Annotated in this window: 24 protein-coding genes; 9 read left to right on the forward strand and 15 right to left on the reverse strand. The window is 74.3% G+C overall.

The annotated features are described in order from the left end of the window. Positions 1-59 precede the first annotated feature (59 nt). On the reverse strand, positions 60-671 hold the full coding sequence (locus tag ACSNN9_RS01320) for a DedA family protein (protein ID WP_436670784.1): 612 nt from the start codon (positions 669-671) through the stop codon (positions 60-62). Positions 672-769: 98 nt separating this feature from the next. Further along, positions 770-1,453: a class I SAM-dependent methyltransferase gene (locus tag ACSNN9_RS01325; protein ID WP_436670785.1), complete on the reverse strand. Its 684-nt coding sequence runs from the start codon at positions 1,451-1,453 to the stop codon at positions 770-772. A 186-nt stretch (positions 1,454-1,639) separates the two neighbouring features. Between ACSNN9_RS01325 and ACSNN9_RS01330 the strand changes: the two genes are divergently transcribed. Beyond that, positions 1,640-1,843: a cold-shock protein gene (locus ACSNN9_RS01330; RefSeq protein ID WP_088961229.1), complete on the forward strand. Its 204-nt coding sequence runs from the start codon at positions 1,640-1,642 to the stop codon at positions 1,841-1,843. Positions 1,844-1,894: 51 nt separating this feature from the next. On the opposite strand, the gene ACSNN9_RS01335 is transcribed toward ACSNN9_RS01330, so the two are convergent. The 5 genes from ACSNN9_RS01335 to ACSNN9_RS01355 all read right to left on the reverse strand — a co-directional run bounded on the left by ACSNN9_RS01335 (position 1,895) and on the right by ACSNN9_RS01355 (position 7,246). After that, positions 1,895-3,274 (reverse strand): MFS transporter, encoded by a 1,380-nt coding sequence (locus ACSNN9_RS01335; protein ID WP_436670786.1) that lies wholly within the window; start codon positions 3,272-3,274, stop codon positions 1,895-1,897. Then, complete coding sequence (locus tag ACSNN9_RS01340; RefSeq protein ID WP_436670787.1) at positions 3,271-3,846, reverse strand: ArsR/SmtB family transcription factor; 576 nt, start codon at positions 3,844-3,846, stop codon at positions 3,271-3,273. The genes ACSNN9_RS01335 and ACSNN9_RS01340 overlap by 4 nt, the downstream gene beginning before the upstream one ends. A 129-nt stretch (positions 3,847-3,975) precedes the next feature. Beyond that, positions 3,976-4,884, reverse strand: a complete 909-nt coding sequence (locus ACSNN9_RS01345; RefSeq protein ID WP_436670788.1) for a hypothetical protein — start codon at positions 4,882-4,884, stop codon at positions 3,976-3,978. A gap of 147 nt (positions 4,885-5,031) precedes the next feature. Beyond that, on the reverse strand, positions 5,032-6,726 hold the full coding sequence (locus tag ACSNN9_RS01350; RefSeq protein ID WP_436670789.1) for a CocE/NonD family hydrolase: 1,695 nt from the start codon (positions 6,724-6,726) through the stop codon (positions 5,032-5,034). Between the two features lie 4 nt (positions 6,727-6,730). Next, positions 6,731-7,246, reverse strand: coding sequence for a MarR family winged helix-turn-helix transcriptional regulator (locus ACSNN9_RS01355; RefSeq protein ID WP_436670790.1), 516 nt, complete (start codon positions 7,244-7,246; stop codon positions 6,731-6,733). 170 nt (positions 7,247-7,416) lie between these two features. Between ACSNN9_RS01355 and ACSNN9_RS01360 the strand changes: the two genes are divergently transcribed. Continuing rightward, a complete protein-coding gene (locus ACSNN9_RS01360; protein ID WP_436670791.1) occupies positions 7,417-9,552 on the forward strand; it encodes an MMPL family transporter in 2,136 nt (711 codons plus the stop codon). Positions 9,553-9,738: 186 nt separating this feature from the next. Here ACSNN9_RS01360 and ACSNN9_RS01365 read toward each other — a convergent pair whose 3' ends face one another. Beyond that, positions 9,739-11,136: a DedA family protein gene (locus ACSNN9_RS01365; protein WP_436670792.1), complete on the reverse strand. Its 1,398-nt coding sequence runs from the start codon at positions 11,134-11,136 to the stop codon at positions 9,739-9,741. 135 nt (positions 11,137-11,271) lie between these two features. Between ACSNN9_RS01365 and typA the strand changes: the two genes are divergently transcribed. Next, the gene (typA, locus tag ACSNN9_RS01370; RefSeq protein ID WP_436670793.1) at positions 11,272-13,140 is read left to right on the forward strand and encodes a translational GTPase TypA; all 1,869 of its coding nucleotides are present in this window, start codon (positions 11,272-11,274) and stop codon (positions 13,138-13,140) included. A 79-nt stretch (positions 13,141-13,219) separates the two neighbouring features. On the opposite strand, the gene ACSNN9_RS01375 is transcribed toward typA, so the two are convergent. Continuing rightward, positions 13,220-13,885, reverse strand: a complete 666-nt coding sequence (locus ACSNN9_RS01375) for a class I SAM-dependent methyltransferase (protein ID WP_436670794.1) — start codon at positions 13,883-13,885, stop codon at positions 13,220-13,222. Positions 13,886-13,950: 65 nt separating this feature from the next. Between ACSNN9_RS01375 and ACSNN9_RS01380 the strand changes: the two genes are divergently transcribed. Beyond that, complete coding sequence (locus ACSNN9_RS01380) at positions 13,951-14,808, forward strand: serine hydrolase (RefSeq protein ID WP_436670795.1); 858 nt, start codon at positions 13,951-13,953, stop codon at positions 14,806-14,808. A 10-nt stretch (positions 14,809-14,818) separates the two neighbouring features. On the opposite strand, the gene ACSNN9_RS01385 is transcribed toward ACSNN9_RS01380, so the two are convergent. Further along, positions 14,819-15,616, reverse strand: a complete 798-nt coding sequence (locus tag ACSNN9_RS01385) for a tyrosine-protein phosphatase (RefSeq protein ID WP_436670796.1) — start codon at positions 15,614-15,616, stop codon at positions 14,819-14,821. A gap of 114 nt (positions 15,617-15,730) precedes the next feature. Between ACSNN9_RS01385 and ACSNN9_RS01390 the strand changes: the two genes are divergently transcribed. After that, positions 15,731-16,828: a mandelate racemase/muconate lactonizing enzyme family protein gene (locus tag ACSNN9_RS01390; RefSeq protein WP_436670797.1), complete on the forward strand. Its 1,098-nt coding sequence runs from the start codon at positions 15,731-15,733 to the stop codon at positions 16,826-16,828. A 58-nt stretch (positions 16,829-16,886) separates the two neighbouring features. Further along, positions 16,887-17,804, forward strand: a complete 918-nt coding sequence (locus tag ACSNN9_RS01395) for an NlpC/P60 family protein (protein ID WP_436670798.1) — start codon at positions 16,887-16,889, stop codon at positions 17,802-17,804. Positions 17,805-17,870: 66 nt separating this feature from the next. On the opposite strand, the gene ACSNN9_RS01400 is transcribed toward ACSNN9_RS01395, so the two are convergent. Both ACSNN9_RS01400 and ACSNN9_RS01405 read right to left on the reverse strand, forming a co-directional pair. Continuing rightward, entirely contained in the window at positions 17,871-18,872 is a 1,002-nt protein-coding gene (locus ACSNN9_RS01400) for a TerC family protein (RefSeq protein ID WP_436670799.1), read from the reverse strand. A 338-nt stretch (positions 18,873-19,210) separates the two neighbouring features. Continuing rightward, a complete protein-coding gene (locus ACSNN9_RS01405; protein WP_436670800.1) occupies positions 19,211-19,456 on the reverse strand; it encodes a hypothetical protein in 246 nt (81 codons plus the stop codon). Between the two features lie 100 nt (positions 19,457-19,556). Between ACSNN9_RS01405 and ACSNN9_RS01410 the strand changes: the two genes are divergently transcribed. Together ACSNN9_RS01410 and ACSNN9_RS01415 are read left to right on the forward strand one after the other, a co-directional pair. Beyond that, on the forward strand, positions 19,557-19,850 hold the full coding sequence (locus tag ACSNN9_RS01410; RefSeq protein WP_436670801.1) for an antibiotic biosynthesis monooxygenase family protein: 294 nt from the start codon (positions 19,557-19,559) through the stop codon (positions 19,848-19,850). A 137-nt stretch (positions 19,851-19,987) separates the two neighbouring features. Next, positions 19,988-20,746 (forward strand): SDR family oxidoreductase, encoded by a 759-nt coding sequence (locus ACSNN9_RS01415; RefSeq protein ID WP_436670802.1) that lies wholly within the window; start codon positions 19,988-19,990, stop codon positions 20,744-20,746. A 6-nt stretch (positions 20,747-20,752) separates the two neighbouring features. On the opposite strand, the gene ACSNN9_RS01420 is transcribed toward ACSNN9_RS01415, so the two are convergent. Together ACSNN9_RS01420 and uvrB are read right to left on the reverse strand one after the other, a co-directional pair. Beyond that, complete coding sequence (locus ACSNN9_RS01420) at positions 20,753-21,613, reverse strand: helix-turn-helix domain-containing protein (RefSeq protein WP_436670803.1); 861 nt, start codon at positions 21,611-21,613, stop codon at positions 20,753-20,755. A 135-nt stretch (positions 21,614-21,748) separates the two neighbouring features. Further along, positions 21,749-23,857 carry an excinuclease ABC subunit UvrB gene (gene uvrB, locus ACSNN9_RS01425; protein WP_436670804.1) on the reverse strand — a complete coding sequence of 703 codons (2,109 nt, stop codon included), beginning with the start codon at positions 23,855-23,857 and terminating at the stop codon, positions 21,749-21,751. Between the two features lie 299 nt (positions 23,858-24,156). Between uvrB and ACSNN9_RS01430 the strand changes: the two genes are divergently transcribed. After that, entirely contained in the window at positions 24,157-25,617 is a 1,461-nt protein-coding gene (locus ACSNN9_RS01430) for a hypothetical protein (protein WP_436670805.1), read from the forward strand. Positions 25,618-25,621: 4 nt separating this feature from the next. Here ACSNN9_RS01430 and coaE read toward each other — a convergent pair whose 3' ends face one another. Beyond that, the gene (gene coaE, locus ACSNN9_RS01435) at positions 25,622-26,803 is read right to left on the reverse strand and encodes a dephospho-CoA kinase (RefSeq protein ID WP_436670864.1); all 1,182 of its coding nucleotides are present in this window, start codon (positions 26,801-26,803) and stop codon (positions 25,622-25,624) included. Positions 26,804-26,844: the final 41 nt, after the last annotated feature.

The raw sequence follows: 26,844 nt of genomic DNA on the forward strand, positions 1-26,844 counted from the left end.
CCGCTCCCCCGTGGGTCCCCCCGGTCTGCCCGGCGGCTTCCGCTCCCCCGTCGGCGGGGTCAGGCCCCGGTGACCGCGCGCAGTCGACGCCGCGTGCCCATCAGCACCGCACCCGCCAGCAGCAGGCCGACCGCCATGGTCACGAGCATGGGGCTGGACTCCCCCGGCAGCAGCCCGGCGAGCGACCGTGAGGCGGTGCCCAGGGCCAGGTAGAGACCGGCCCAGGCCGCCGCGCCGAGCGTCGCGCAGCCGAGGAAGCGCGGGTACGACATCCGCAGCCCGCCCGCCGCCAGCGGCAGCAGCGCGTTGAACACCGGCAGGAAGGGCGCGATGAGCACCATCCGGCCGCCCCCGCGCTGGAGGATCCCCTCCGCCGCCGCCCAGCGCGCCTCCCCGATCCAGTCGCCGAGGCGGCTGCGCCGCAGGCGGTCGCCGTACCGGCGGCCGGCGAGGAAGCTCAGCGACCAGCCGGCGAGACAGCCGGCCACGACGACGCCGAAGGTGGCGGCCCCGGTGGTCGGGCCACCCACCCCCATCGCGGCCAGGATCGCCACGTCGCCGGGGACCAGCACCCCGAGCAGCGGTACGGCGTCGAAGAGCATCACCACCCCGAGCACCCCCATGAGCAGGGTGGTGGGGAGCTCTCCGAGCTGGGTCAGCCAATCCGCCATGCCCCGTACGCTATGGCCGCCCGACCACCCGGGACATCGGGTCCGATCCCCCACCGCCCCCTGGTATCGGGCTCGGGGTCGACCCTGAGGCCCCGGGCTCACCGGGGACGCAGCACCTGCACCCGGCGCACGGGCGAGTCCACGGCGGGCTCGGTGGTCGGCACGGGATAGCTGGCCACCGTCGCCAGCACGCCCGCCGGCAGGTGGCCCCGCCCGGGGTCGCCGACCAGCACGTCGGCGCCCCTGGCGGCGGCCCGGCGCAGGAAGGGCAGTACCCGCGCCGCCATCGCCGCGTCGTAGAGCACGTCCCCGGCCACCAGCAGGTCCACCCCGTCGAGGTCGGAGTCGAGCAGGTCGCCGCCGGTGGCCGCGACCGTCACGTGGTTGGCCCGGGCGTTGACGGTGACGGCCGCGACCGCCCAGGGGTCGATGTCGTTCGCGACCACCCGCTCGGCGCCGGCGAGCGCGGCGGCGATCGCCACCAGGCCGGACCCGGCCGCGAGGTCGAGCACCCGGCGGCCGGCCGCGAGGTGGGGGTGGTCCAGCAGGTGGCGGGCGAGGGCCTGGCCCCCGGCCCAGACCGAGGCCCAGTACGGCGGGGGCAGGGCATGCCCGGCCTGCGCCTCCATCCGGGCCCACCAGACGATGGCGTCCTCGGCGAGGTGCAGCCGGACCTCCGGCACGAACGGGATGCGTACCAGCCGGAGCCGGTCCAGCCCGCCGCCGGGAGCGTCGATCTCCCGCTCAAGCTCTGTCAGCGCGTCGGCTGTGGCACCCCTCATCGGGGCAAGCATGCCCCAGCCGACCGGGCGCCGCGCGGCTTTCACATCGCCCGCCTCGAGAGTTCACCGCATTCCCTGCGGCACTTCGGCCAGCGAATCCGGGTCCGGGCGGTTACTCTCGGGGGAGTACCGGGCGATCATCGGTCGACGACCGAGGTTCACCCGCTTTGGAACAGGGAGAGATGCATGGCAACCGGCACGGTTAAGTGGTTCAACTCGGAAAAGGGCTTCGGCTTCATCGAGCAGGATGGCGGAGGGCCGGACGTGTTCGTCCACTACTCGGCCATCGCGTCGAGCGGTTACCGGGAGCTGAACGAGGGCCAGAAGGTCGAGTTCGAGGTGACCCAGGGTCAGAAGGGTCCGCAGGCGGACAACGTCCGTCCGCTGTAGATCCCGTGCCGGTGGCGGCGGCCGGCTGACGGCCGCCGCCGCAGCGCGTTTTCAGGGCCGCTTCGGCGCGGCGGGCAGGTCCCGTCGCCGCCGTAGCGGCCCGATCAGCAGGATCGCCGGGGTGAGCGCGAGCCAGCCCGTCATCACCGCGATCGCGGTGCCGGCCCCGTGGGCCGCGCCGACCGCCCCGGCCAGCACCGCCGCCAGCGGAATCGTGCCGTAGTTGAGCATCTGCATGCTCACGGTGACGCGGCCCAGCAGATGGTGCGGCGTGTAGGTCTGCCGGAAGCTGCCCTTGAGCACGTTGCCCACCGCCACCCCGAGGCTGACCAGCATCCCGCCGACCGCCGGCAGGGCGAGTCGGCCGCCGGGCCCGGCGAGCGGGATCAGCAACGCCGGCGGCCCGGTGAACGCCGCCGCCAGGAGCATGGCCCGGGCGGTGCCGAGCCGACGGCCGAGCAGGGTCGCCGACAGCGCGCCGACGATGCCGCCGAGACTCATCGCCGCGACCAGCACGCCCACCGGGGCCGGCGCGAGGCGCGCCTCCCGGACCAGGAAGACCACCAGGACCGCCTGGTAGCCGACCAGGCCGACGTTGCTGGCCGCCCCGAAGGCGGTCAGCACCCGCAGGTACGGGTCGCGGGCGACGAACCGGATCCCCTCGCCGATCTCCCGCCGCAACGACCGCGAGGGCCCGACGCGCTCGGGACGCCGCTCGACGGTGCGGATGCGCAGCAGGCAGGCGGCGGAGAACAGGAAGCTCAGCGCGTCGAGCAGCAGCGCGGTGACGGCGCCGGCGACCTGTGCGACCACGCCGGCGAGACCGGGGCCGAGCACGTAGCTCGCGGTCTGGGTGGCCTGGAGCTTGGCGTTGCCCTCCGGCACCTGCTCGGGGCGCAGCAGCACGGGCAGGTAGACCTGGTCGGCCGTCTCGAAGAAGACCCGGGCCAGGCCGGCGCCCAACGCCACCACCAGCAGCTGCGGCACGGTCAGCACGCCGAGCACGGCGGCGACGGGGACGCTGAGGAACAGCAGCGCGGAGACCAGGTCGCAGGCGATCATCACGGGTCGGCGCGGCAGCCGGTCCACCCAGGCGCCGGCCGGCAGGCCGACGAGCAGCCACGGCAGCCAGGCGGCGGCGGTGAGCACCGCGACGCCGAAGGTGCTGGCGTCGAGCACGGTCACCGCGACCAGGGGCAGCGCCACGGCGGTGACGTTGCTGCCGACGGCGCTGGCCGTCTGCCCGGCCCAGAGCAGCCGGAAGTCCCGGTGCCGCAGCAGTCCTCCACGGGGCGACGCGGCCGTTGCCGCCGGCTGACCGGCGGGCCGGTCGTTCCCGGGCCCCGCGACCGGACGGCGCGCGGTCGCGGGCGACGGGGCCGTGCCGCCGGCGGCACGGGTCGGCGGGGTGGCGCTGGCCGGCGGCGTCACGGCGTGGCCGGGATCCCGTAGGCGAAGAGGAAGACCGGCTCGCGTCTCTGCCCGTCGTCGGGCACGTCCCGGTCGCCCCACCGGGCGAGCAGTTCGTTCAGCTCGCCGGCCAGCTGGGCGAGCTCGGCGTCGGTCAGGTGCAGCCAGCGGTCGGTGGAGAACGGCCCCTCCGGCCAGGCGGCCTGGCTGGCCTCGTCGGCGGCGTGCCAGGCGCGGGCGAGGGCGACGTGCCGGTCCAGGTTGAGCGAGGTGGCGGCGTCGGCGACGGCCCGGCCGGCGGGGTCGGCGTCGAAGTCCGACTGGGACCAGCGCACGCCCCTGGTGACCAGGCGCCACCAGCGCTCCCGCCGGTCGCGGGCCAGCTCGGGGGCCTCCTCGACCAGTTCGGCGCCGGCCAGCACCTTGAGGTGGTGGCTGACGTTGGCCGGCGCCTGAGCGGTCCGCTCGGCGAGCAGGCCGACGGTGGCCGGGCCGTGCACCTTGAGCACGTCCATCAACCGGCGGCGCAGCGGATGGGACAACGCGGCGAGCACCCGCGAGTCGGTCACGTGGCGTACGTCCGGGTTCGTCATGCCGCCAGCCTGGCATCAGCAACGATGGTTGCGCAACAGTTATTGCGCAACCATCGTTGCTGAATTCGTCGGCTCGCAGTCGCTTCCGGCCTGGCCGCGTCCGCCGGAGGGCCGGCGGACGCGGCGGGGTCAGGCCGCCAGGCGACGGGCCAGCTCGTCGGTGACCTGCTGGGCGATGGTGGGCGGGATCGCCTCCGCGATCTGCTCCGGCGAGAGACCGGCGAGCACACCGGTGACGATCGCCTGCTCGTCGCTGAAGTCGCCCTCGGACAGGGCCTTGACCTGGGCGACCAGGGCCGGGTAGGCCCGCGCCATCGCGAGCAGGAGCATCAACGGCGACTCCGCCAGCGGCGGGGACAGCAGACCCGTCGTCCCGACGGGCGAGATCAGCCAGTTGCGCAGGTTCTCCAGGTCGGCGAGGACCTGGCCGACCGTACGGGTGGGCACTCCGGTGTTGTAGGCGAGCTTGTCGGTCTGTTCCATGTCGGACTCCTCTGCTGGCGGTGCGATCAATCCGATGGTCGTCAGGTAGCGGCGGAACAGCGGGGTCTGGTCCCGGTTCGCCTTGATCGAGTCGCGGAAGAAGCTGAAGTGGGTGTGCCACAGGTGGGAGCTGTCCCCGCTGGTCCGTTTGCGTAGGCGATCCCAACGTCGGACGACCTTGCCGTCCGGGGAGTAGATGATCTCGCGGATGTCCCGGCTGTCCGGGGTGCCGTCGGCGCACTGCGCGACGCACCAGGTGGAGAAGCTGCGCAGGTTGTGCGTACGGCCGCCGGCGCGGACCTCGAAGAGGCCGACGTCGAGCGCCGCCGCGTCGAGGGTCAGGCCGGCGGAGTCCCGGGGCGATTCGACGACGGAGTAGTCCCTGGTCACCACCCGGTCGGAGCCGCAGTGGTAGCCGCCCCGGTGGGCGGGGTCGCCGACGATGCCGACCTCGGCGGGTTCGAGGTCCTGACCGCGGACGGTGTCGGGGTCCACGTTGAGGTGGTCGAGCAGCAGGCGGCGGACGGCCAACAGGTTTTGCGGTGCCCGCGTCATGGGTCCCCCTTGCGGATGAGTCGGGGGCCGGACACGACAGTGACACCGCGTAGGCGGTGTGGGAGCCTCACGCGCGGGCCCGACCGAGTGGTGCACAGCGTCGGGCAGTGGCCCAACCATAGCCCCATCGATTGATGAATGCCCAGCTCAGGACGGCTTTTTTCCGCTGGGAGAAAGCTGTGGGGCCGGCGGCAAGATCGGCAGGACCACTGCGGACGGGCACTGTGGATCGTGCAGGATCTCCCGCCACCCGGCACGCAGTGTGACCGCCGTGCCGAGGGGCTCCCCGGTGCCGGGGTTGCGCGCGTAGCGGGGATGGGCGCCGCCGGAGACCTGCACCCGCAGCCGGTGCCCCGGCGCGAACCGGTGCGCCGTGGGCCAGAGCTCCACCGGCACGCGCACCACGCCCGCCGCGTCGGCGGGAAACCGGCCGGGCGCGACCCGGACCAGCCCGTCGCAGACGTTCCAGGACCGGCCGCGCCGGTCCACGTCGCACAGTCGCACGAAGACGTCCAGGTGGGACAGCTCGCTGCGCAGGTGGATCTCGGCGTGGACCGGGCCGATCACCTCGACGGGCGCGTCGAGCGGGGCGCTGGTGAAGGTGAGCACGTCGGGCCGGGCCTCGACCGGGCGGTTGTCCACCGGCCCGGCCCGCTGCGCGACGAGCAGCGGGCCGCCGAGCGAGGGCGTCGGGTCGGCCGGGTCGTAGTGGAAGCCGTCCGGCGCCGACGGGACCGGTGCGGCGGCGCCCAGCCCGCCCGCCGGGTGCAGGTGCCACCGTGTCGGCACCGCCGGGGGCGGCCAGTCGGGCAGGTCCCGCCACCCGCCACCGGCGCCACCGACGTGCACCCGCACGGGGGCGGTCGCACCGGCACCGGTCGACGCCCGCGGCAGCCGCCCGGCGAGGTGGACGTCCAGGTGGTCCAGCCCGTCGCGCAGCGCGGCGAGGAAGAGCCCGGGGCTGCCGTGGGTCCACGGCCCGACGGTCAGCCGGGGACGGGCGCCGGCCGCGCGCAGCGCCGCGAAGTCGCGCAACTGGGCCGGCAGGAAGATGTCGTGCCAGCCGCTCACCATCGCCACCGGCGCGTCGACCTCGGCGATCCGGTCGCCGAAGACGCGCGCCCGCCAGTAGTCGGCGTCCGGGGTGTGGTGGCGCAGCCACTCCTGGAAGAACGGCACGGTGACGCCGGTCGCCACCCGGTCCGCCTCGGCCAGTGGCAGATGGGCCAGCGCCGCGACCAGCCGGGGCTGGCCGCGCTTGAGTTCCCACTGCCGGGCCAGCCACGGCACAGTCTGCGCCTGGAGCAGCTCGGCCCAGGTGAGGACGGTGTCCAGGGCGAAGGACTCCCCGGCGTACGTCGAGTCGCGGGTGCCCGAGGCGGTCACCACCGCGACCATCGCGCGCAGTTCCTCCCCGGCGTCGGCGGCGAGGGCCCACTGCACGAAGCCCTGGTAACTGGCGCCGAACATGCCGAACGCGCCGGACCACCAGGGCTGGCGGCGCAGCCAGTCGAGGGTGTCGAGCCCGTCCTCGCGCTCGTGCACGAGCGGGGCGAAGGTGCCACCGGAGCCGAACGTGCCGCGGCAGGACTGGATCACCACGTGGAAGCCGCGTTCGGCGGCGAGCCGGCCGAGCAGCCGCATGGGGCCGCCCCGCCCGTACGGGGTGCGGATCAGCACGGTCGGCGCGCCGGGCAGGGCCGGGGCGTAGTGGTCGGTGCGCAGCGGCACCCCGTCGCGGACCCGCACCGGGATGCCCCGGGTGAGGGTGACCCGACGGGTGCGCGCGGGCGGCAACCGCAGCGCGGCGGTGGCGAGGCGGGTTGCCAGCCGGTCGAGCACGACGTCAGCCGTTCGCGCGCCGGGGCGGCTCGTCGCGGGCCGCGCGCACCGCGTCACGGTGCTCCCCCATCGAGGTGGTCATCGCGGTCATGAACCGGTGCACCACCTCCAGCTCGTCGTCGCTGAAGCCGGCCATCACGTCGTCGGTGCGCCGGCCCAGGGGGCGGAAGAAGTCCATCGCCAGCGCCGCGCCCCGCTCGGCGTAGTGCAGGAAGACCTTGCGCCGGTCGGCGGTGTCGCGGTCGCGGCGGATGTGCCCGGCGCGCTCCAGCCGGTCGATCAGGGCGGTGACCGAGCCGGACGAGAGGTTGAGGTGCTCGCCGAGGCGGCCGGGGGTGATCGGCCGGCCGGTCAGCTCGGCGTCCATCACCGCGATCAGCGCCTGCAGGTCGGTGGCGTTGAGCCCGTGCAGGCCGGCGAAGGCGTGCCCGATGTGCTGCGCGTCGACCGAGTAGCGCCGCAGCTCGGCCGAGATCTCGGCGACCAGCCGTTCGCGGCGCGTGTCGCGCCGTCGGTACATGCCGTGACCTGCCACGTCGGTCGCCGCCTCCTGCCGTCCGTTCCGGTTGCAGCATAGCTCAGCAGTCGATAATCTCGTTTATCAAGATACTCGGCTCTCGGCATTTTGCGTCGTGCGTGAAGTGCCGAGCGTCTAGGGAAGTTCCGTCGAGAGACCGTGAGGGCAGCCGAATGTCAGTGTTCACCCGCGTGGCCCGCGGACGCCTCGCCGCGTGGCTCACCGTCGTCGCCGCGATCGTCTTCGGGGCGGCGATCTTCGGGCTGCCCAAACCCGACAATCCGGCGCCCGCCTCGTCCACCGGCCTCTCCGTGCAGTGGCAGTCGACCCAGGTGGAGCGCCTCCAGGACCAGCTGCCGTCCCGCGACGTACAGGCCGCGATCGTCGTCGTCAGCCGCACCGACGGCGGTCCGCTCACCGACGCCGACCGTGGAGCCCTCACCGGCCAGTCCGGTGACCTCGGTCGGTTCGCCGTCGGCGGTCGCGTCAGCCCGCCGCAGGTCTCCCCCGACGGCACCGTCGCGCTCGTCGCCGTGCCGCTGTCCACCGCCGGCGGGCAGGAGGAGATCGCGGGCCGGATCGACCAGCTCCGCGCGTCCCTGGACGACGTGCCCGACGCGCTCAGCGTCGAGGTGACCGGCGGTCCCGCGTTCACCACCGACCTGACGAAGGTCTTCGAGGGCGCCGACACCACGCTGCTCGCCGTCACCGCCGCCGTCGTGGCGCTGCTGCTGCTCATCACCTACCGCAGCCCGTTCCTGTGGATCGTGCCGCTCGTCGTCGTCGCGGCGACGGAGCAGCTCACGCTGCGCGCCCTCGACACGGTCGTCCCGGCCTTCGGCCTCAACCTGCCCGGCGGCGCCGTCACCGGCATCGCCAGCGTCCTCGTCTTCGGCGCCGCCACCGACTACGCGCTGCTGCTCATCGCCCGCTACCGCGAGGAACTGCGCCGCGAGGAGGACCGCTTCGTGGCGATGCGCGCCGCGCTGCGCCGCACCGCCGAGCCCATCCTCGCCAGCGGCTCCACCGTCGTCCTCGGCGTGCTCACCCTGCTGCTCTCCGAGCAGGAGCTCAACCGCGCCCTCGCCGTGGCCTGCGCGACGGGCGTCGTCCTCGCCATGCTCTCGGCGCTGTTCGTCCTCCCGGCGGCACTGGTGATCTTCGGCCGGGGCCTGTTCTGGCCGTTCGTGCCCCGGGTCGGCGGGGAGGTCCGCGAGGGCCGGCTCTGGGGCCGGCTCGGCGCCGCCGTCGAGCGCCGTCCCGCACCGGTCGCGCTGCTCGCGACGCTGCTGCTCGCCGGGCTCGCCCTCGGCGGGCTCGGCATCCGCACCGGCCTTTCGGAGACCGAGCAGTTCCGGGTCAAGCCGGAGGCGGTCGCCGGCGCGGAGACCCTCGCGCGGTCCTTCCCCGCCGGGACGACCCAGCCGGTCGCCGTACTCACCACGCCCGCGGCCGTACGGGCCGTCACGGACGCCGCCGCCGGGACCCCCGGCGTCGCCTCCGCGCGCCCCGGCGAGGCCGGCGCCCAGGTCGCCCAGGTCGACGTCGTGCTGGAGGCCGAGCCCGGCACCGCCGCCGCGAACCGGGCCGTCGAGGCGCTGCGGGACGCGGTCGCGGCGGTTCCCGGTTCCGCCCCGCCCGCGGTCGAGGGCGCACCCGCCTTCGACGGCGCGGTGGTGGGTGGCGCCGTCGCGGCCACCTACGACGAGAACGAGGCCAACGGCAAGGACCTGCGGCTGATCCTGCCGATCATCCTGCTGCTCGTCGGCGCGGTGCTGGTGCTGCTCCTGCGCGGGCTGATCGCCCCGCTGCTGCTGGTGCTCACCGTGATCGCGTCGTTCTTCGCCAGCATCGGCGCGTCGTGGCTGCTCTTCGACCACGTGCTCGACATGCCGGCGCTCGACAGCGGTGTCCTGCTGCTCGCCTTCGTGTTCCTGGTGGCGCTCGGCGTGGACTACAACATCTTCCTCGTCACCCGGGCCCGCGAGGACGCCCGGCGCACCGGCACCCGCGACGGCATGCTCTCGGCCCTGCGGGTCACCGGCGGCGTCATCACGAGCGCCGGCATCCTGCTCGCCGCGGTCTTCGCCGTCCTCGGCGTCCTGCCGCTGATCCTGCTGACCCAGATCGGGATCATCGTCTGCATCGGCGTCCTGCTGGACACCCTGCTCGTGCGGACGGTCCTGGTGCCGGCGCTGGCGTTCACGCTCGGCGACCGCTTCTGGTGGCCGGGGCGGGTCGCGCGCGAGCCCGCCGAGGACGAGGACGACGCGTCGGCGGAACGTGGGTCGGTGCCCACCCGGGACTGACCGGTCCGCCGGAACACGGGGGTCGTGGCGGTGACCCGCCACGGCCCCCGCCGCTTCCGGCGGGGTTGGCGCCGACGGACCCGTGGGCGCGGACCGGTGGGCGCGGCGGGGACTCGACAGACCCGTGGGCGCGGCGGTCTGCCCCGGAGGCGCGGCGGACCGGTGCTCCGGTCGCCCGGGGTCGGCTCACGCGTCGGTGCGCACCGCCACCGGATCGGGCTCCGCCGCGTCGTCGCCCACCGCCCTGTCGCGGGTGGCCCAGGCGACCACGAACAACGCCGTCCAGGCGACCCCGAGCAGCACCGCCGTGGCGCTGCCGCTGGCCGTGCTCAGCCCCAGGTAGAGGCGGGCGCCGACGATGCCGACCACCCCGGCCGCCGCGGCGGTCCAGGCGGCCACCCCCACCGGCCAGCGCGCCCCCCGCGACAGCAGCCAGGCCAGGGTGCAGAGGCTGGCCGCCACCACGGCGTTCTGGGTCGGGAACGGGGCGGCGTCCCGGCCGTCCGGTCCGCCCGCCGCCGGCCCGGCCAGGTCGACCACCACGGCCAGCACCACCAGCGGCACGAACGCCCCGACCGTGCCCACCACGCTGAGCAGGTCCGCCCGCCAGGGCCGGTTCCGCCAGGCCAGCACCGCCGCGACGACGGCCACCAGCACGATCAGCGCCGATCCGCGCAGCGCCGAGACGACCGCGAGCGTGACGTCGACCGCCCCGGGCGTACGCCGGTCGGCGAACCAGTCGGCGATCGCGCCGTCGAGCACCGCCAGGCCGCTGTGCCGGACCACGGCCCCGAGCACCCAGGCGATGACGAGCCCGGCCACGAAGAGCAGCAGCAGGCCGGCGACCAGGTTGATCAGCAGCGTCCAGGCCGGCCCGACGTGCATGGCGAGCAGGAAGAACAGCACCCCGTACCGGCCGCTGAGCCAGCGCACCGGCCGCAGCCCCGCGGCCCGTGACGCCAGCGCCCGGGCCGGGTCCGGGTTGCGGCCCAGCCACCGCCCCGCCAGCACCACCGCGACCAGCGCGGCCACCAGCACCAGCACCGCCCCGGTGGCCCGCCCGAGCAGCCGGGAGACCGTCTCGTACGACTCCCCCGCCAGGTTGCCGACGAGCACCGAGCCGCCCACCCAGGTCACCGCACCGGCCAGGTTCCACGGCGCGAAGCGCCGGTACGGCATCCCGGCCGCCCCGGCCAGCCGGGGCACCAGGGTGCGGGCGAAGGCCACCCAGCGGGCGGTGAGCACCCCGCGCCCGCCCAGCCGGCCGAGCATCGCGTCCGCCCGGCTCCACCGTTCGTGACCCACCCGGGCACCGAGCCGGCCCGCGCGCAGCCGGGGCCCGTGCCGCCGGCCCGCCCGGTACGCGAGTGTGTCGCCGATCACGGCTGCAAGGATCATCACCAGCAGTGCCGGTACGAGTCGCAGCGTCCCCGCGTACGCTAGGAAGCCGACCAGCAACAGGGTCGCCTCGCCCGGCACCAGCAGACCGAAGATCACTGCGGTCTCCCCCGCGACGATCATCGCGGCGATCACATAGATCAGCAGGGGCGGCAGGCCCTGCAGCGAGGTCAGCAGGTCGTGCATCGGGCCCCCATTCCCACGGGGGTCAGCATGCCAGGCGCTGAAACGGTCGGAACATCAGTTTCGGCAGAGATCCGGGCCATCTGGGGGGAGACCCCGACGCGTGCCCCGGCAACCGCAGACAGGAGTATGGAGGGTATGCAGCTTCGCACCGACCTCCGCAACGTCGCCATCATCGCCCACGTCGACCACGGCAAGACGACCCTGGTCGACGCCATGTTGCGGCAGGCCGGCGCCTACGGCGCCCGCGGCGAGGTAACCGAGCGGGTCATGGACTCGATGGACCTCGAACGGGAAAAGGGCATCACCATCCTGGCCAAGAACACCGGCGTGCGGTACATGCCGGCCGACGGCTCCGACCCGGTGACCATCAACATCATCGACACCCCCGGCCACGCCGACTTCGGCGGCGAGGTCGAACGCGGCCTGACCATGGTCGACGGCGTGGTGCTGCTGGTGGACGCCAGCGAGGGCCCCCTGCCGCAGACCCGGTTCGTGCTCCGCAAGGCGCTCAAGGCCCGCATGCCGATCATCCTGGTGATCAACAAGGTGGACCGTCCCGACGCCCGGATCAAGGAGGTCGTGGACGACACCTACGAGCTCTTCCTCGATCTGGACGCCGACGAGGAGCAGATCGACTTCCCGATCGTCTACGCCTGCGCCCGCGACGGCATCGCCTCGCTGACCCAGCCCGCCGACGGCGCGGTCCCCGACGACAGCACCAGCCTGGAGCCGCTGTTCCGCACCCTGCTGGACACCATCCCGCCGCCCGCGTACGAGGAGGGAGCGCCGCTCCAGGCGCACGTCACCAACCTCGACGCCTCCCCGTTCCTCGGCCGGCTGGCGCTGTGCCGGGTGCGGCAGGGCACCATCAGCAAGGGTCAGACGGTGGCCTGGTGCCGCACCGACGGCAGCACCCAGCGGGTCCGCATCTCCGAGCTGCTGATGACCGAGGGCCTGGAGCGCAAGCCGGCCGACTCGGCGGGCCCGGGCGACATCATCGCGGTCGCCGGCATCCCCGAGATCATGATCGGTGAGACGCTGGCCGACGCGGAGGACCCGCGCCCGCTGCCGCTGATCACCGTCGACGAGCCGGCCATCTCGATGACCATCGGCACCAACACCTCGCCGCTGGTCGGCCGGGTCAAGGGCGCCAAGGTCACCGCCCGGATGGTCAAGGACCGGCTCGACAAGGAGCTGGTCGGCAACGTGTCGTTGCGGGTGCTGCCCACCGAGCGCCCCGACGCGTGGGAGGTGCAGGGCCGTGGCGAGCTGGCGCTGGCCATCCTGGTCGAGCAGATGCGCCGCGAGTCGTTCGAGCTGACCGTCGGCAAGCCGCAGGTCGTCACCAAGGAGATCGACGGCAAGACCTGCGAGCCGGTCGAGCGGCTCACCATCGACGCCCCCGAGGAGTACCTCGGCGCGATCACCCAGCTGCTGGCGACCCGCAAGGGCCGGATGGAGCAGCTGGTCAACCACGGCACGGGCTGGATCCGGATGGAGTGGCTGGTCCCGGCCCGGGGCCTGATCGGCTTCCGCACCGAGTTCCTCACCGACACCCGGGGCACCGGCATCCTGCACCACGTCTTCGAGTCGTACGAGCCGTGGTTCGGCGAGCTGCGCACCCGCAACAACGGTTCCCTGGTCGCGGACCGGGCCGGCGCCGTCACGTCGTTCGCGATGATCAACCTTCAGGAGCGCGGCCAGCTCTTCGTCGAGCCGACCACCGAGGTGTACGAGGGCATGATCGTCGGGGAGAACTCCCGCTCCGACGACATGGACGTCAACATCACCAAGGAGAAGAAGCTCACCAACATGCGCGCGTCGACCTCCGACGAGACCGAGAAGCTGATCCCGCCGCGCAAGCTGTCGCTGGAGCAGGCCCTCGAGTTCTGCCGCGAGGACGAGTGCGTCGAGGTGACCCCGGCCGCCATCCGGATCCGCAAGGTGGTGCTCGACCAGCAGCTCCGCGGTCGGGCCGCCGCCCGCCGCAAGCACGCCGGCTGACGTACGACGGCAGCCACCTCCGGAGCCCGGACCGCCCCGCGCGGTCCGGGCTCCGCCCGTTCCGGCCGGCCGCGGAAGCTTAGGCGGGACGGATGGCGAGGAAGGCGAACAGGTCGGGCACCGGGCCCGAGCCGGCCTCGGCCGTGCGGACCAGGGTCAGGCCGGCGCCGGTGACCGCGTTGAGCAGGTCGGCCAGCGGGACGTGCCACGCGCCGACGCGCACCCGCACCCCGTGCGGCGTCCAGGCCCGGAAGCTGCGCTCCCGCTCGGCGTAGCCGCCGTCGATCACGATCCGCTCCGGGTCGGAGCGGTCGGCGAACGCCCCGGTGAAGCACGGGTGCACTCCGACGTGGACGAACCGCCCGCCGGGCGCCAGCACCCGCGCGACCTCGGCGATCACCGCCGCGTAGTCGGGGACGTCGGTGTGGGCCAGCACGCACGCCACCGCCGGCACCGAGGCGTCGGCGAGCGGCAGCGCCGCCGCGTCGGCACGGGCCACCGGCAGGCGCGGCCGGGCGTGCCGCAGCTGCCCGGCGGACAGGTCGACCCCGACCGGCTCCCAGCCCAGCCCGCGCAGCTCCGCCGCCTGGAGGCCGGTGCCGCAGCACAGGTCGAGGCAGCGGCCGGGGCCGGGGCCGAGCAGGTCGCGGAGCCGGCCGCGGACCCGGGTCATGTAGTCGCTGGACGTGTCGGTGGCGAACGCCTCGTACCAGTCGGCGTGCGCGTCGTAGGCGGCAACCGTCATCCCCGCACGGTACGACCGATCGCCCCGCCCCGCCGCCCCGTCCGCGATCCGTTACGGTCAGCCGCATGACCTGGGACGAGCTCGACGCCCATCTGGACGGGGTGCCCGGCACCGTGTCGGCGTACGTGGGGCGGGTCGGCGCCGCCCCCGCCTGGACCCGGCACGCCGACGCGACCCACTACGCGGCCAGCACGATGAAGGCGGCGGTGCTCGTCGCGCTGCACCGCGCCGCCGAGGCCGGCACCCTCGACCTGGACGCCCCGGTGCCGGTACGCAACGAGTTCGACTCGGCGCTGCCCGGCGTGCCCCGGTTCTCCTGCGCCCGGCACTACGACAACGACGAGGCCGTGTGGGAGCGGGTCGGCGCGAGCGCGCCGCTGCGCTGGCTCGCCCACCGGATGATCGTCCGCTCCAGCAACCTCGCCACCAACCTGGTCATCGGCCACGTCGGACTGCCGGCCGTGGCCCGGGTGTGGAACCTCGCCGGGGCGCGGCACAGCGTCACCGGCCGGGGCATCGAGGACTTCGCGGCCCGCGAGGCGGGCGTCACCAACCTGGTCACCGCCGCGGACCTGGCCGCGCTGCTCGGTGCGCTGGCCGCCGGCGCGGACACCCCGGGTCCGCTCGCCTCGCCGGCCGGCTGCGCGGCCATGCTCGACGTGCTGTTCGCCCAGGAACACCGTGAGGACCTGGCCGCCGGGCTGCCCGATGGCACCCGCATCGCGCACAAGAACGGCTGGGTGCGCGGCGTGCGGCACGGCGCGGGGGTGGTCTTCCCCGACGACGCGCCGCCGTACGCCATCGTCGTCTGCACCACCACCGACCTCGCCGACGGCGGCCCCACGGGCGAGGACGAGGACGACGCCTGCCGGCTCATCGCGCGGGTGTCCGCCGCCGCCTGGGACGCCCGGCGCGACCTGTGACCCTGACGCCTCACCCCAGCAGGTGCGCCCGCAGCGCCGCCACGACGTCGTCGGTCACCCCGAGGCCGTCGCGCAGGTACGCCCCGAACGACCCGTGCACCCGGCGCACCTCCGCGTACGCGGCGTCCAGGTACTCCTCGCGCACCTCCAGCACCGGGCGCACCGCCTCGACGTCGAGCGCCGGCAGCCGGCGGCGCATCGCCTCCAGGATCACCTCCCGCAGGCTCTCGGTCAGCCGGTTGTTCGCCAGGTAGTCCGCCCGGATCGCGGCCTCGTCCACACCGAGCGCGCTGAGCAGCAACACCGTCAACCAGCCGGTCCGGTCCTTCCCCGCCGAGCAGTGGTAGACCAGCGGCAGGTTCTCCGCCCGGGCCGCCAGCCGCACCGCCGCACCGAAGTTCGCCCGCGCCGACTCCCCGCTGACGAACCAGCGGTAGATCGCCGCCATCGCCGCCGGAGTGCCCTGCTCCGCCAGGGCCTCGTACGCGCCCAGGTCGTGCCCGAGCAGCACCGCCGAGACGTACGTGAAGACGGGGTGCTCGGCGTCGTGCACCGGCAGGTGCACCACCCGCGGCTCGCCGGGCAGCCGGTCCGGCGGGGCGACCGCCGTCTCCGAGTGGTCGCGCAGGTCGACCACGCAGGCCGGGCCGAGCTTGGCCAGCACCGGCAGGTCCTCGTCGGTCAGCCGCCCCAGCGCCGGGGTGCGGATCAGTACCCCCGGACGCACCTTCCGGCCGTCGGCGCCGACCAGGCCGCCGAGGTCCCGCGCGTTCGGCGCGCCCACGAGGTCCAGGTCCCGCTCTCTCATGCCGGCACTCCACTCCGCTGCGTGCCGCCATCAGCCATCCGCACCGCTCCGATGATTCGCTCGCTCATGCTCGGCCTCCCCTTCGCCTGCCCGTGCCCATATAGGGTGCCGCACATGACGATCGCCGCGGTACGCACCCATCGGCTCTCCGCCCCCTTACACACTCCGTTCGTCACCGCGCTGCGCCGCACCACGACCGTGGAGACCCTGGTGGTGGAGGTCGTCGACGCCGACGGCCGGTCCGGCTACGGCGAGGCGCCGCAGGTGTGGCAGGTGACGGGTGCGTCGGTCGCCGGTTCCGAGGCGTGCGTCCGCGAGCTGATCGGCCCGGCGCTCACCGGTCGCGACGCCGACGACCTGGTGGCCCGCTGCACCGAGGTGCAGCGGGTGGTCGTCGGCAACGAGGCGGCCAAGGCGGCCGTCGACGTCGCGCTGCACGACCTGGCCGCGCGGCGGCTCGGCGTACCGCTGGTGCGGCTGCTCGGGGGCACGGCCCTGCGGGTGCCCACGGACGTCACGCTCGCCGCGGGCGACGCGGTGGACCTGGCGGCGGCGGCCCGGCAGCGGCGGGCAGAGGGCTTCGGCGTGCTCAAGTTGAAGGTCGGCACCGACGCCGCCGGTGACCTGGAGCGGGTCCGCGCGGTGCGCTCCGCCGTCGGCGACGGGGTCCGCATCCGGCTCGACGCCAACCAGGGCTGGACCCCGCGCGAGGCGGTCCGGGTGATCCGTGGCGTGGAGGACGCCGGGCTGGACGTGGAACTGGTCGAGCAGCCGGTCCCCCGCTGGGACCTGGACGGGTTGGCCTGGGTCAGCGACCGGGTGGACGTGCCGATCCTCGCCGACGAGTCGGTCTTCGGGGTCCGCGACCTCGTCGAGGTGATCCGCCGCCGGGCCGCCGACATGGTCAACGTCAAGCTCGCCAAGTGCGGCGGCCTGCACCCGGCCCGGACCCTGCTCGACCTGGCCGCCGCGCACGGCCTCGGCACCGTCGTCGGGTCGATGATGGAGAGCCAGGTGGGCATCGGCGCCGCCGCGAGCCTGGTCGGCGCCTACGGCACCACCGCCGTGGCCGACCTGGACGCCGCCTGGTGGCTGGCCTGGTCCCCGGTGCGCGGCGGTCTACGGTACGACGGCGCGACCGTCGTGCTGCCGGACGCGCCGGGCCTCGGCATCAGCTCCGTCACTGAAGCAAAGATGCAGACTGGTAGTTGATGCCTGTCGAAAACTTTCATATGGTCGCAAAGACATTGGGCGCGAGCTGGGGGTGGACGTGGAGCTGCAACCGGGCCGGGAGGCCGTGGTCCGGGTCGCGGTCGCGACCCTCTGGAGCTGCCCCGAGGCGGTGCGACCCGTCGACGGTCCCGCCCTGGCCCCGCGTACCGACATCGCGGCCTGGATCTCGGGCATGGACAGCGACCAGCAGGTCGGCGACTGCGTGCTGAGCCAGTTGCTGCTCGGCGAGCGGGTGCTCGTCACCGAGCTGCGCCCGGACGGTTGGGCCCACGTGGTGGCGGTCGAGCAGCCGGCCCCCCGGCTGCACCCGCGCGGCTACCCCGGCTGGCTGCCCACCGAGCAGCTCGCCCCGGTCGCCGCCACCGCCGACGCCGACCCGCTCGTGGTCGACGCCACCGTCACCGCGCTGCGCGACGCGCCGGGCGGCGCCGAGGTGCTCCCCGGGATCGTCCTGGGCACCCGGCTGGTCCCGGCCGGGCCGGCGGTCGACGGCTGGCAACCGGTGCACGCGCCGGGTCACGCCGCGCCGCTCTGGCTGCCGGGCGGCGACGCGGTGCCGGTGCCGACCACGCCCCCGTCGGCCGAGGAGGTGCTGGCCGTCGCCCAGCGACTCGTCGACGTCGTCTACATCTGGGGCGGGGTGTCGGCGTACGGCATCGACTGCTCCGGCCTGGTCCACCTGGCCTGGCGGCGGCTCGGCGTGCTGCTGCCGCGCGACGCCGACGACCAGGCGGCGGCGACCACGCCGGTGCCGATGGGCGCGGAACGCCCCGGCGACCTCTACTTCTTCGCCCGGCCCGGGCGCCGGATCCACCACATCGGCATCGTCACCGCCGACCCGCGCCCCGGCGACGACCGGCGGATGCTGCACGCCTGCTACGTCCAGCGCCGGGTGCTGGAGGAGCGGCTGCCCGACGAGCGCACCGCCACCCTGGTCGGCGTGCACCGGGTCTGACCCGCGTACGACGCGACGAAGGGGCGCTCCCGGTCGGGAGCGCCCCTTCGTCGCGTCGGGTACGCCTCAGTGGCGGGCGTCGGTGAGCACCCGCCGCCGGTCCCGGGAGGACTTGACCAGGCTGGCCACGGTGGCCACCGCGAGGGTGCCGAGGATGATCGTCAGCGAGAGCCAGATCGGGATGTGCGGGGCCCAGGAGACGTGCTCGCCGCCGTTGATGAACGGCAGCTTGTTGTCGGCGAGGGCCTCCAGCACCAGCTTGACGCCGATGAAGCCGAGCACCACGGCCAGGCCGTAGCTGAGGTAGATCAGGCGGTTGAGCAGGCCACCGAGCAGGAAGTAGAGCTGCCGCAGACCCATCAGCGCGAAGACGTTGGCGGTGAAGACCAGGTACGGCTCCTGCGTGATGCCGAAGATCGCCGGAATCGAGTCGAGCGCGAAGATCAGGTCCGTGGTGCCGATGGCGATCATGACGATCAGCATCGGGGTGAAGATCCGCTTGCCCTTCACCGTGTGGGTGGTCAGCTTGGCGCCGTCGTAGTCCCGGGAGATCGGCAGCGCCTTGCGGCTCCACCGGATCAGCAGGTTCTCGGAGAACTCGTCCTCGTCGGGCTCGCCCTGCCGGGCGAGGTTGATCGCCGTGTAGATCAGGAACGCGCCGAAGATGTAGAACACGAAGGAGAACTGGGAGATCAGCGCCGCGCCGGCCGCGATGAAACCGCCCCGCATGACCAGCGCCAGCACGATGCCGATGAGCAGCACCTTCTGCTGGTACTGCCGGGGCACCCCGAACCGGGCCATGATGATCACGAAGACGAACAGGTTGTCGACCGAGAGGCTGTACTCGGTCAGCCAGCCGGTGTAGAACTGCCCAGCCGCGCTGGCCCCGGAGGTCAGCCAGAGGCCGGCGCCGAAGATGAGGGCCAGGGCGACGTAGAAGCCGACCCAGAGGCTCGACTCACGCACGCTGGGCTCGTGCGGCCGCCGACCGACGATCAGCAGATCCACGAGCAGGATCCCGGTCAGGGCGACGAGCGTCCCCGCCCAGACCAGTCCGGACACGTCCAAGGTTCATTCCTCCGGCAGACACGCAACGACGGGCACACCGTACGCCCTCGGTGGGCACGGTGTGCCGGCGACGCTGACACTGGTGGCTGTCGGAGGTCTCTTCCGTCGCCGCCCGCGAGGGGCGGCGACCGACGGGCCGGGTCGCGCATCCAGGATCGGCGCTCAACCGTGCTGACGACTCCGTCGCGGGGGAATACTCCCCTCCTACGCCCGTCATTGTTGCCCATCGCGTCGAGCGACCGCAGCCCGGGCGGGCGGTGTCCTTTCCCACTCGCGAGCATCTATCGCGAACGGCGTGACGGGGTACACCCCCCGTAAGTATCCTAGGAGGCTAGGTGCTAGACGGCGTCGCTTGCCGGCTCCTGGCCCGGCGCCACCACGGGTCGGCCAGCGACCAGCCCGGCGCCACCAACGGGTCGGCCAGCGACCAGCCCGCCGCGAGCATCGCGTCGGCCAGCGACCAGCCCGCCCGCGAGCATCGCGTCGCAGGCGGCCCGCCGCCCGGTGGCGAAGCCCAGCAGCTCCGCCCGGGTGGTGCCGGTGCCCGCCACGGAGAACGCCGTGCCGGTGAGCCAGTCGACCATCCGCCTTCCCTTTCCGCGCGCCCACCCTGGATCCGCCCGGCCTGCGGGAACAGGCCCCCGCGGCGTCCGGCCCGCGTGGCGGCGTGAAAGGCTTCCGGGCATGGTGCTTGAGGTCGCGCTCATCGACGTACTGCCGGGACACGAGGACGAGTTCGCCGCCGCGTACGCCAAGGGGCATCCGGTGCTCGCCGGCACGCCCGGCTGCCGGTCGGTGCGGATGACCCGGGGGGTCGAGTCCCCGAGCCGGTTCGTGCTGCTGGTCGAGTGGGACTCGGTCGAGGCGCACACCGACAACTTCCGCGCCACCGAGCGCTTCGCGCAGTGGCGGGCGCTGATCGGCCCGCACTTCGCCAACCCGCCGCTGGTCGAGCACTTCGTGGACGTGCCGGTCTGAGCTGTCGCACCCCTGCCCTAGGGTGCGCCGTGCACGCGCCGGCCGCCGGTCCCGACGGGCTCGGGGGCGCCGGGCCCGGTTGCCGCGCGGCGATAACCGCTGGACCCCGGGCGCCAGGCCCCGGTTGACTGGTCCCCATGACGCAACGGGTGGCCCTCGTGACGGGCGTGAGTCGGCGCATCGGCATCGGCGCGGCGGTCGCCCGCACCCTCGCCGCGGACGGCTGGCGGCTGCTGCTCACCGGCCTGCCGGAGTTCGACGACGCCCAGCCCTACGGCGGTGATCCCGAGGGCGTGCCGGCCCTGCTGGGCGAGTTGGGCGACGCCGCACACGTGCGCGCCGACCTGCTCGACCCAGCGGCACCCGCCGACCTGGTCGGCGAGGCACTGCGCCGGCACGGCCGGCTCGACGCGGTGGTCGCCGTGCACGCGTACTGCACCGACACCCCGTTCGGCGCGCTGGACGCGGCCGAGATCGACCGGCACCTGCTGGTCAACGTGCGGGCCACGTTGTTGCTCGCCGAGGCGTTCGCCGAGGCCTTCACCGCCGGCGGGGGCGGCCGGCTGGTGCTCTTCTCCAGCGGCCAGCGCCTCGGCCCGATGCCACGGACCCTCGCCTACGCGGTCAGCAAGGCGGCGGTGGAGAACGCGACCTTCCAGCTCTCGCCGCTGCTGATGCCACGGGGCATCACCGTCAACTGCGTCCACCCCGGCCCGACGGACACCGGGTACGCCTCCCCCGAGGCGTACGCCGAGGTCGCGAAGCTCTTCCCGGGCGGGCGCTGGGGCACCCCGCAGGACGCCGCCCGGCTGGTGCGGTTCCTCTGCTCGCCCGACGCCGACTGGATCACCGGTCAGGTGATCGACTCGGAGGGCGGCTTCCGCCGCCACACGTGAGCGGGCTCAGTCGGCGGCGAGCCGGTCCAGCGCCGCGACCGTCTCCTGCGGGCCGAGGGCCGCGTCCAGCAGCCAACCGGTGAGCTGCTCGTAGCGGTCGACGTCGGCCGCCGTCACCAGGCGCACGTCGGTGGTCAGCGTCTCCAACATGACGGTGCGCGGGTCGGCCGGGTCGGGGAACGAGTAGCAGGAGTACGGAGTCAGCGGCTGCGCCCCGCCCCGCGCGGCGACGCCCCGGGGCAGCAGCCGGATCGTCACGTGCGGCAGGGCGGCCAGGTCGACCAGGTGCCGCAACTGCTCCCGCCACACCTGCGGCGGGGTGTCGCCGGCCTCGCAGGCGTCCTCGGCGAGCAGCGCCGTGTAACGGGGCGGGTCCGCCCGCCGCAGCACCTCGTGCCGCAGCGCCCGGGCGCGCACGTCGGCGTCCACGTCGAGGGCGGGGTCGAGCAGCTGGCCGGCGGCGAGCCGCAGCCGGGCGTACGCCGGGGTCTGGAGCAGCCCCGGCACGATCGCGGGCTGCCAGTCCACGATGCTCGCCGCGCCGGCCTCCAGCTCGGCGTAGGTGCGCTGCCGCTCGCCCATCTCCCCCAGCGCCTTCCACCAGCCCCGGCTGGTGGCGGCGTCGCGGGCGATGACGATGAGCGCGTCGCGCTGCGGCGGCGGCACCTCGTAGACGTCGAGCAGGTCGAGCACGTCGGCCAGGTCCGGCCGGCTCTGCCCCAGCTCGATGCGGGACAGCTTGGAGGTGGAGGCCCAACCCAGCCGGTCGCAGACCTGTTCCAGGGTCAGCGCCTCCCGTCGTCGCAGCTGACGCAACTCGGCGCCCAGCCGGGCGCGACGAATGACCGGACTCGTTGGCAACGGCATCCCCAGCCTCCCCACCGAGGGAGAGTAGCCAGGACGATCACTGAGCGCAATAGTCCGCTCGCGTACCGCAATCAGAGACCCGTCGCGTGTGCCGGCCGGCCCTCGTCGCCCCGGCGGGGCGCGGGCTCGGGGCGCCTACTTCACGCCCGTGGCGTCCATGCCGCGCAGCTCCTTCTTGAGGTCGGCCACCTCGTCGCGGATCCGGGCGGCCAGCTCGAACTGGAGCTCCCGGGCCGCGGCCAGCATCTGGTCGTTGAGTTCCTGGATGAGCTGGGCCAGCTCGGCCCGGGCCATGCCCTCCCGCGCGGGCCCGGCACCGCCGGACCGGCTCCGGCTGCGGGTCTCCTTGACCGGCGCCTTGCCCCGGGAGAGCTGCCGCACGGCTCCGCCGACGCGGCTGTTCTCGGTGTCCTCCGCCTCGCGGTAGATGTCGTCGAGGATGTCGTGGATCTTCTTGCGCAGCGGCTCGGGACTGATGCCGTGCGCCTCGTTGTGCGCGATCTGCTTGTCCCGCCGCCGGTTGGTCTCCCCGATCGCCTCGGCCATCGACGGGGTGATCTTGTCGGCGTACATGTGCACCTGACCGGAGACGTTCCGCGCCGCCCGGCCGATGGTCTGGATCAGCGACCGGCCGCTGCGCAGGAAGCCCTCCTTGTCGGCGTCGAGGATGGCGACCAGCGACACCTCCGGCAGGTCGAGACCCTCCCGGAGCAGGTTGATGCCGACCAGCACGTCGTAGTCGCCCTTGCGCAGCTCCCGCAGCAGCTCCACCCGGCGCAGCGTGTCGACCTCGGAGTGCAGGTAGCGCACCCGGATGCCGTTCTCCAGGAGGTAGTCGGACAGGTCCTCGGCCATCTTCTTGGTCAGCGTGGTGACCAGCACCCGCTCGTCGCGCTCGGTGCGCAGCTTGATCTCGTGCATCAGGTCGTCGATCTGGCCCTTGGTCGGCTTGACCACGACCTCCGGGTCGATCAGACCGGTGGGCCGGATCACCTGCTCGACGAACTCGCCCTGGGCCTGCTCCAGCTCCCACGGGCCGGGCGTGGCGGAGAGGAAGACCATCTGGCCCACCCGCTCCAGGAACTCGTCGAAGCGCAGCGGCCGGTTGTCGGCGGCGCTGGGCAGCCGGAAGCCGTGGTCGATCAGCATCCGCTTGCGCGACGCGTCGCCCTCGTACATGCCGCCGATCTGCGGGATGGTCACGTGCGACTCGTCGACGACCGTGAGGAAGTCGTCGGGGAAGTAGTCGAGCAGGCAGTGCGGCGGGCTGCCCGGCAGCCGGCCGTCCATGTGCATCGAGTAGTTCTCGATGCCGGAGCAGAACCCGACCTGCCGCATCATCTCGATGTCGTAGGTGGTGCGCATCCGCAGCCGCTGCGCCTCCAGCAGCTTGCCCTGCCGCTCCAGCTCGGCCAGCCGCTCGGCCAGCTCGGCCTCGATGTCGCGGATCGCCCGCTCCATCCGCTCCGGGCCGGCCGCGTAGTGGGTGGCCGGGAAGATCACCAGCCCGTCGACCTCCTTGACCACGTCGCCGGTGAGCGGGTTGAGGTAGTAGAGCTTCTCCACCTCGTCGCCGAAGAGCTCAATGCGGACCGCCAGCTCCTCGTAGGCCGGGATGATCTCCAGCGTGTCGCCGCGGACCCGGAAGGTGCCCCGGTTGAAGGCCATGTCGTTGCGCGTGTACTGGATGTCGACCAGCCGGCGCAGCAGCTGGTCGCGGTCGAACTCCTGCCCGACCGCGACCCGCACCGCGCGGTCGAGGTATTCCTCCGGGGTGCCCAGCCCGTAGATCGCCGAGACGGTCGCCACCACGATCACGTCGCGGCGGGTGAGCAGCGACATGGTCGCCGAGTGCCGCAGCCGCTCGACCTCCTCGTTGATCGAGGAGTCCTTCTCGATGTAGGTGTCGGTCTGCGGGATGTAGGCCTCGGGCTGGTAGTAGTCGTAGTAGGAGACGAAGTATTCGACCGCGTTGTGCGGCAGCAGCTCGCTGAACTCCTTGGCCAGCTGCGCGCAGAGCGTCTTGTTGGGCGCCAGCACCAGCGTCGGCCGTTGCACCCGCTCGATCAGCCACGCGGTGGTGGCGCTCTTGCCGGTGCCGGTCGCGCCGAGCAGCACGGTGTTGCGGTCGCCGCGGCGGACCCGACGCTCCAGGTCGTCAATCGCCGCCGGCTGGTCGCCGGCCGGCTGGAACTCGCTGATGACCTGGAAGCGGCCGTCGAGCCGGGGAATGTCGAGCGCCATGACCACCACGGTACGCCGGGGGTCCGACACCGCGACGCGACTACGCCCGGTCCGTGATCGGCTTCAATATTCGCATTGTGTGGCGCATCTCACCGGACTACGCTCTCCGTGTAGGCCGCTCGCGGCGGCCGACCGGGCAGGTGGCCAGGCCGTCACGGCCGGCCCGCCCCCGGCACAGGGGTCGCAGCACCCGGCATGCCCGGCGTGCGCACCCGACGTGGTCGCGCGTGAGGCGCTGACCGGCCGCCGCGAGCGCCCCTGCTCGTCACCCCACGGGGGCGAATCCCGTTCAACCTCCCGTGGAGAACTCCGCCGCCCGGACCGGCCCGACACCGCCGCCGGGCCCCCCGCCGCACGACGACGCCCACACCGGGGGCATCCCACGGGTGGTGACCGGCCGGCGGCGTACCGTCCTGCTGGTGCTCGCGGCCGTGGCCGTGCTCTCCGCCGCCGCGCTGGTCGTGGGGCTGCTCACCTGGGTGCCCGACCGCGCGGAGCGGCCGCGGGCGCTGACCGGCGCCGAGCGCGAGCGGCTGGCCGCAATGCGGGTCACCAACTACCGCGACCTGCGCGCCGGGGTGCGCCTGACGGCGGGCGCCGGCGCGGCGCGCACCGAACTGGTCGGCTGGGTCGACTGGTCCCGGCCGCTGGCCTACCTCGACGTCGGCGGGCCCGGCGCGGGCGCCGAACGCGGGCTGCTCCAGGCCACCCCGACGATGGTCCTGCTGCGTCCCGACCCGACGGCGGTGCCGACCCCCGCGCCACCCCCGCTGGTGCCGCCGGCGGACCGCTGGCGGCTGCACGACCCGCCCGCCGGGCGGGGGCTGGCCGCCGTGCTCGACCTGATCTTCCGCCTCGCCGCGGACCGCCCGGAGCCGCCGGCCGACGCCGCGCGCCGGATCGGCGGTGCCATGGTCGGGACGACCCCGGTCGACATCCTCCAGGCGCCGCCGCCCGGTCCGGGCGCGTCGGCCCCACCCTCGCCGCCGGACGGGCAGCCGCGCTACTGGCTCGACCACGACGCCCGGCTGCACCGGCTGGAAACCGCACTGGCCGGCGTCGGGCCGGTGACCGTACAGCTGAACCGGACCGACCGGCCCACGCTGCGGCCGGTCGACGCCCTCGGCGGCCGTCCCGGGCAGCCCCGCGCCCTGACCACCGCCGAGCGGGGCCGGCTGGACCGGTTGCCCGCCCGGCTCCGCGCCCGCGGCGGCGCCGCCGTGACCCTGACCGCGCCCCTCGCCGCCGCCACGAACCTGCGCGGGTCCGGCTGGATGAGCTGGAGCGGGCGGGCCGCGTACGTGACCGTCGCCGACCTCGACGTGCCGGACCGCCGGACGCTGCTGCGCGCCGACGGCACCGGCGTACGCCGGGTGGAGGTGCCGGCCGCCACGGTCCCGGGCGCCGTGGAGTCGCCGGGCCGGCCGCCGCTGCCGCCGCCCACCCGGGGCTGGCGCGCCGACCCGCAGCGCGCGGGCGAGCTGGGCGTGCTGCTCGACGCGGCGCTGCGGGCCGCCGCATCGACCGGCGGGCGGGGCGCGGCCCTGCGGGTGCGCGGCGACACCGTCGCCGGGAAGACCGTCGACGTGGTGGAGCTGCGCACTCCCCGGGGGCTGCTGCGCTACTGGATCGACCGGGCCGGCGCACTGCGCCGCCTGGAGCTGCGCACCCGCGCCGGCGCCTGGGCCCAGCTCGACCTGACGCCCGCCACGGTGCCCCGGCTCGCCCCGGCGCCCCGTACCCCGGCCGGGGGCCGCTGACCGGTCAGGGACGCCAGCCCGTCTGCGCCGCCCACTGCTCGGCGCGCAGGTGCTCCTCGTCGAACCACGGGTCCTTCGCCGTGGTCCAGGTGACGCTGTCCGGGGCGGAGGCCGCCAGCTCCCGCTTCAGCACCAGGTAGGCCGCCCGCTGGTCCGGGTCGGCACGCAGGTGGTCGCGCATCAGCAGCGCGTACCGCCAGCCGGGCGAGTCGACCGGGCGGACGTGCAGGTGCACGGGGCGGCCCGGGTCGGCGCTGCCGTGCAGGCGCTTCTCCCACCGGCCGCTGCCCGGCGGACGGGGGTTGTCCCACCACTCGCCGGGCAGGCGCGGGAATCCCGCCGCCGCGAGCCGTTCGGCCAGCGGCCCGTCCGCGTCGGCGAGGGTCGGGACGGTGAGCTGGATGTCGATCACGTCCTTGGCGGCGAGCCCCGGGACCGCGGTCGAGCCGATGTGGTCGATGCGCAGGTCGGCGGGGGCGACCGCGTGCCGGATCCGGGCGGCCAGCCGCGCGTACTGCTGCGGCCAGGTCGGGTCGGCCTCCGCCAGCACGACGCGGTCCGACCGGGCCGGCCGCCGCTCGCGCAGGTTCGCCTCGTAGGGCCGCAGCCGCTCGCGCCACAGCGCGTCGACCGCCGCGTGCAGGTCGGCGAGGCTGCCGTCGTTGGTCAGCAGCACGTCCGCCGCGGCCCGGCGCCGGGCATCGTCGGCCTGCGCGGCGATCCGCCGCTCGGCCTCCGCCCGGTCCATCCCCCGGTCGCGGGCCAGCCGCGCCAACCGGGTGGCCACCTCCGTCTGCACGACGACCACCAGGTGGTACGTGGGCGCGAGCCCCACCTCCACCAGCAGCGGCACGTCGTTGACGACGATCGCGTCGGGTTCCGCCGCGGCGGCGAGTTCGGCGGAGCGGGCCCGTACGCGGGGGTGGGTGATCGCCTCCAGCCGGCGGCGCGCCGTCTCGTCGGCGAAGACCAGCGCGCCCAGCGCGGCCCGGTCCAGGGCGCCGTCGGCGTCGAGGACCCGGTCGGAGAAGGCCGCGACGATCTCGGCCAGCCCCTCCGTGCCCGGCGCGACCACCTCCCGGGCCACCCGGTCGGAGTCGATCACCACCGCGCCGCACTCGGCCAGTCGCCTCGCCACGGCGCTCTTGCCGGACCCGATTCCCCCGGTCAGTCCCACCTTCAGCACGACACCAGTCAACCGGATCACCGTCGCGCCGCCGGCACCGG

Origin of the sequence: Micromonospora sp. URMC 107 (assembly GCF_051386315.1) — a bacterium.
Lineage (GTDB): Bacteria > Actinomycetota > Actinomycetes > Mycobacteriales > Micromonosporaceae > Micromonospora.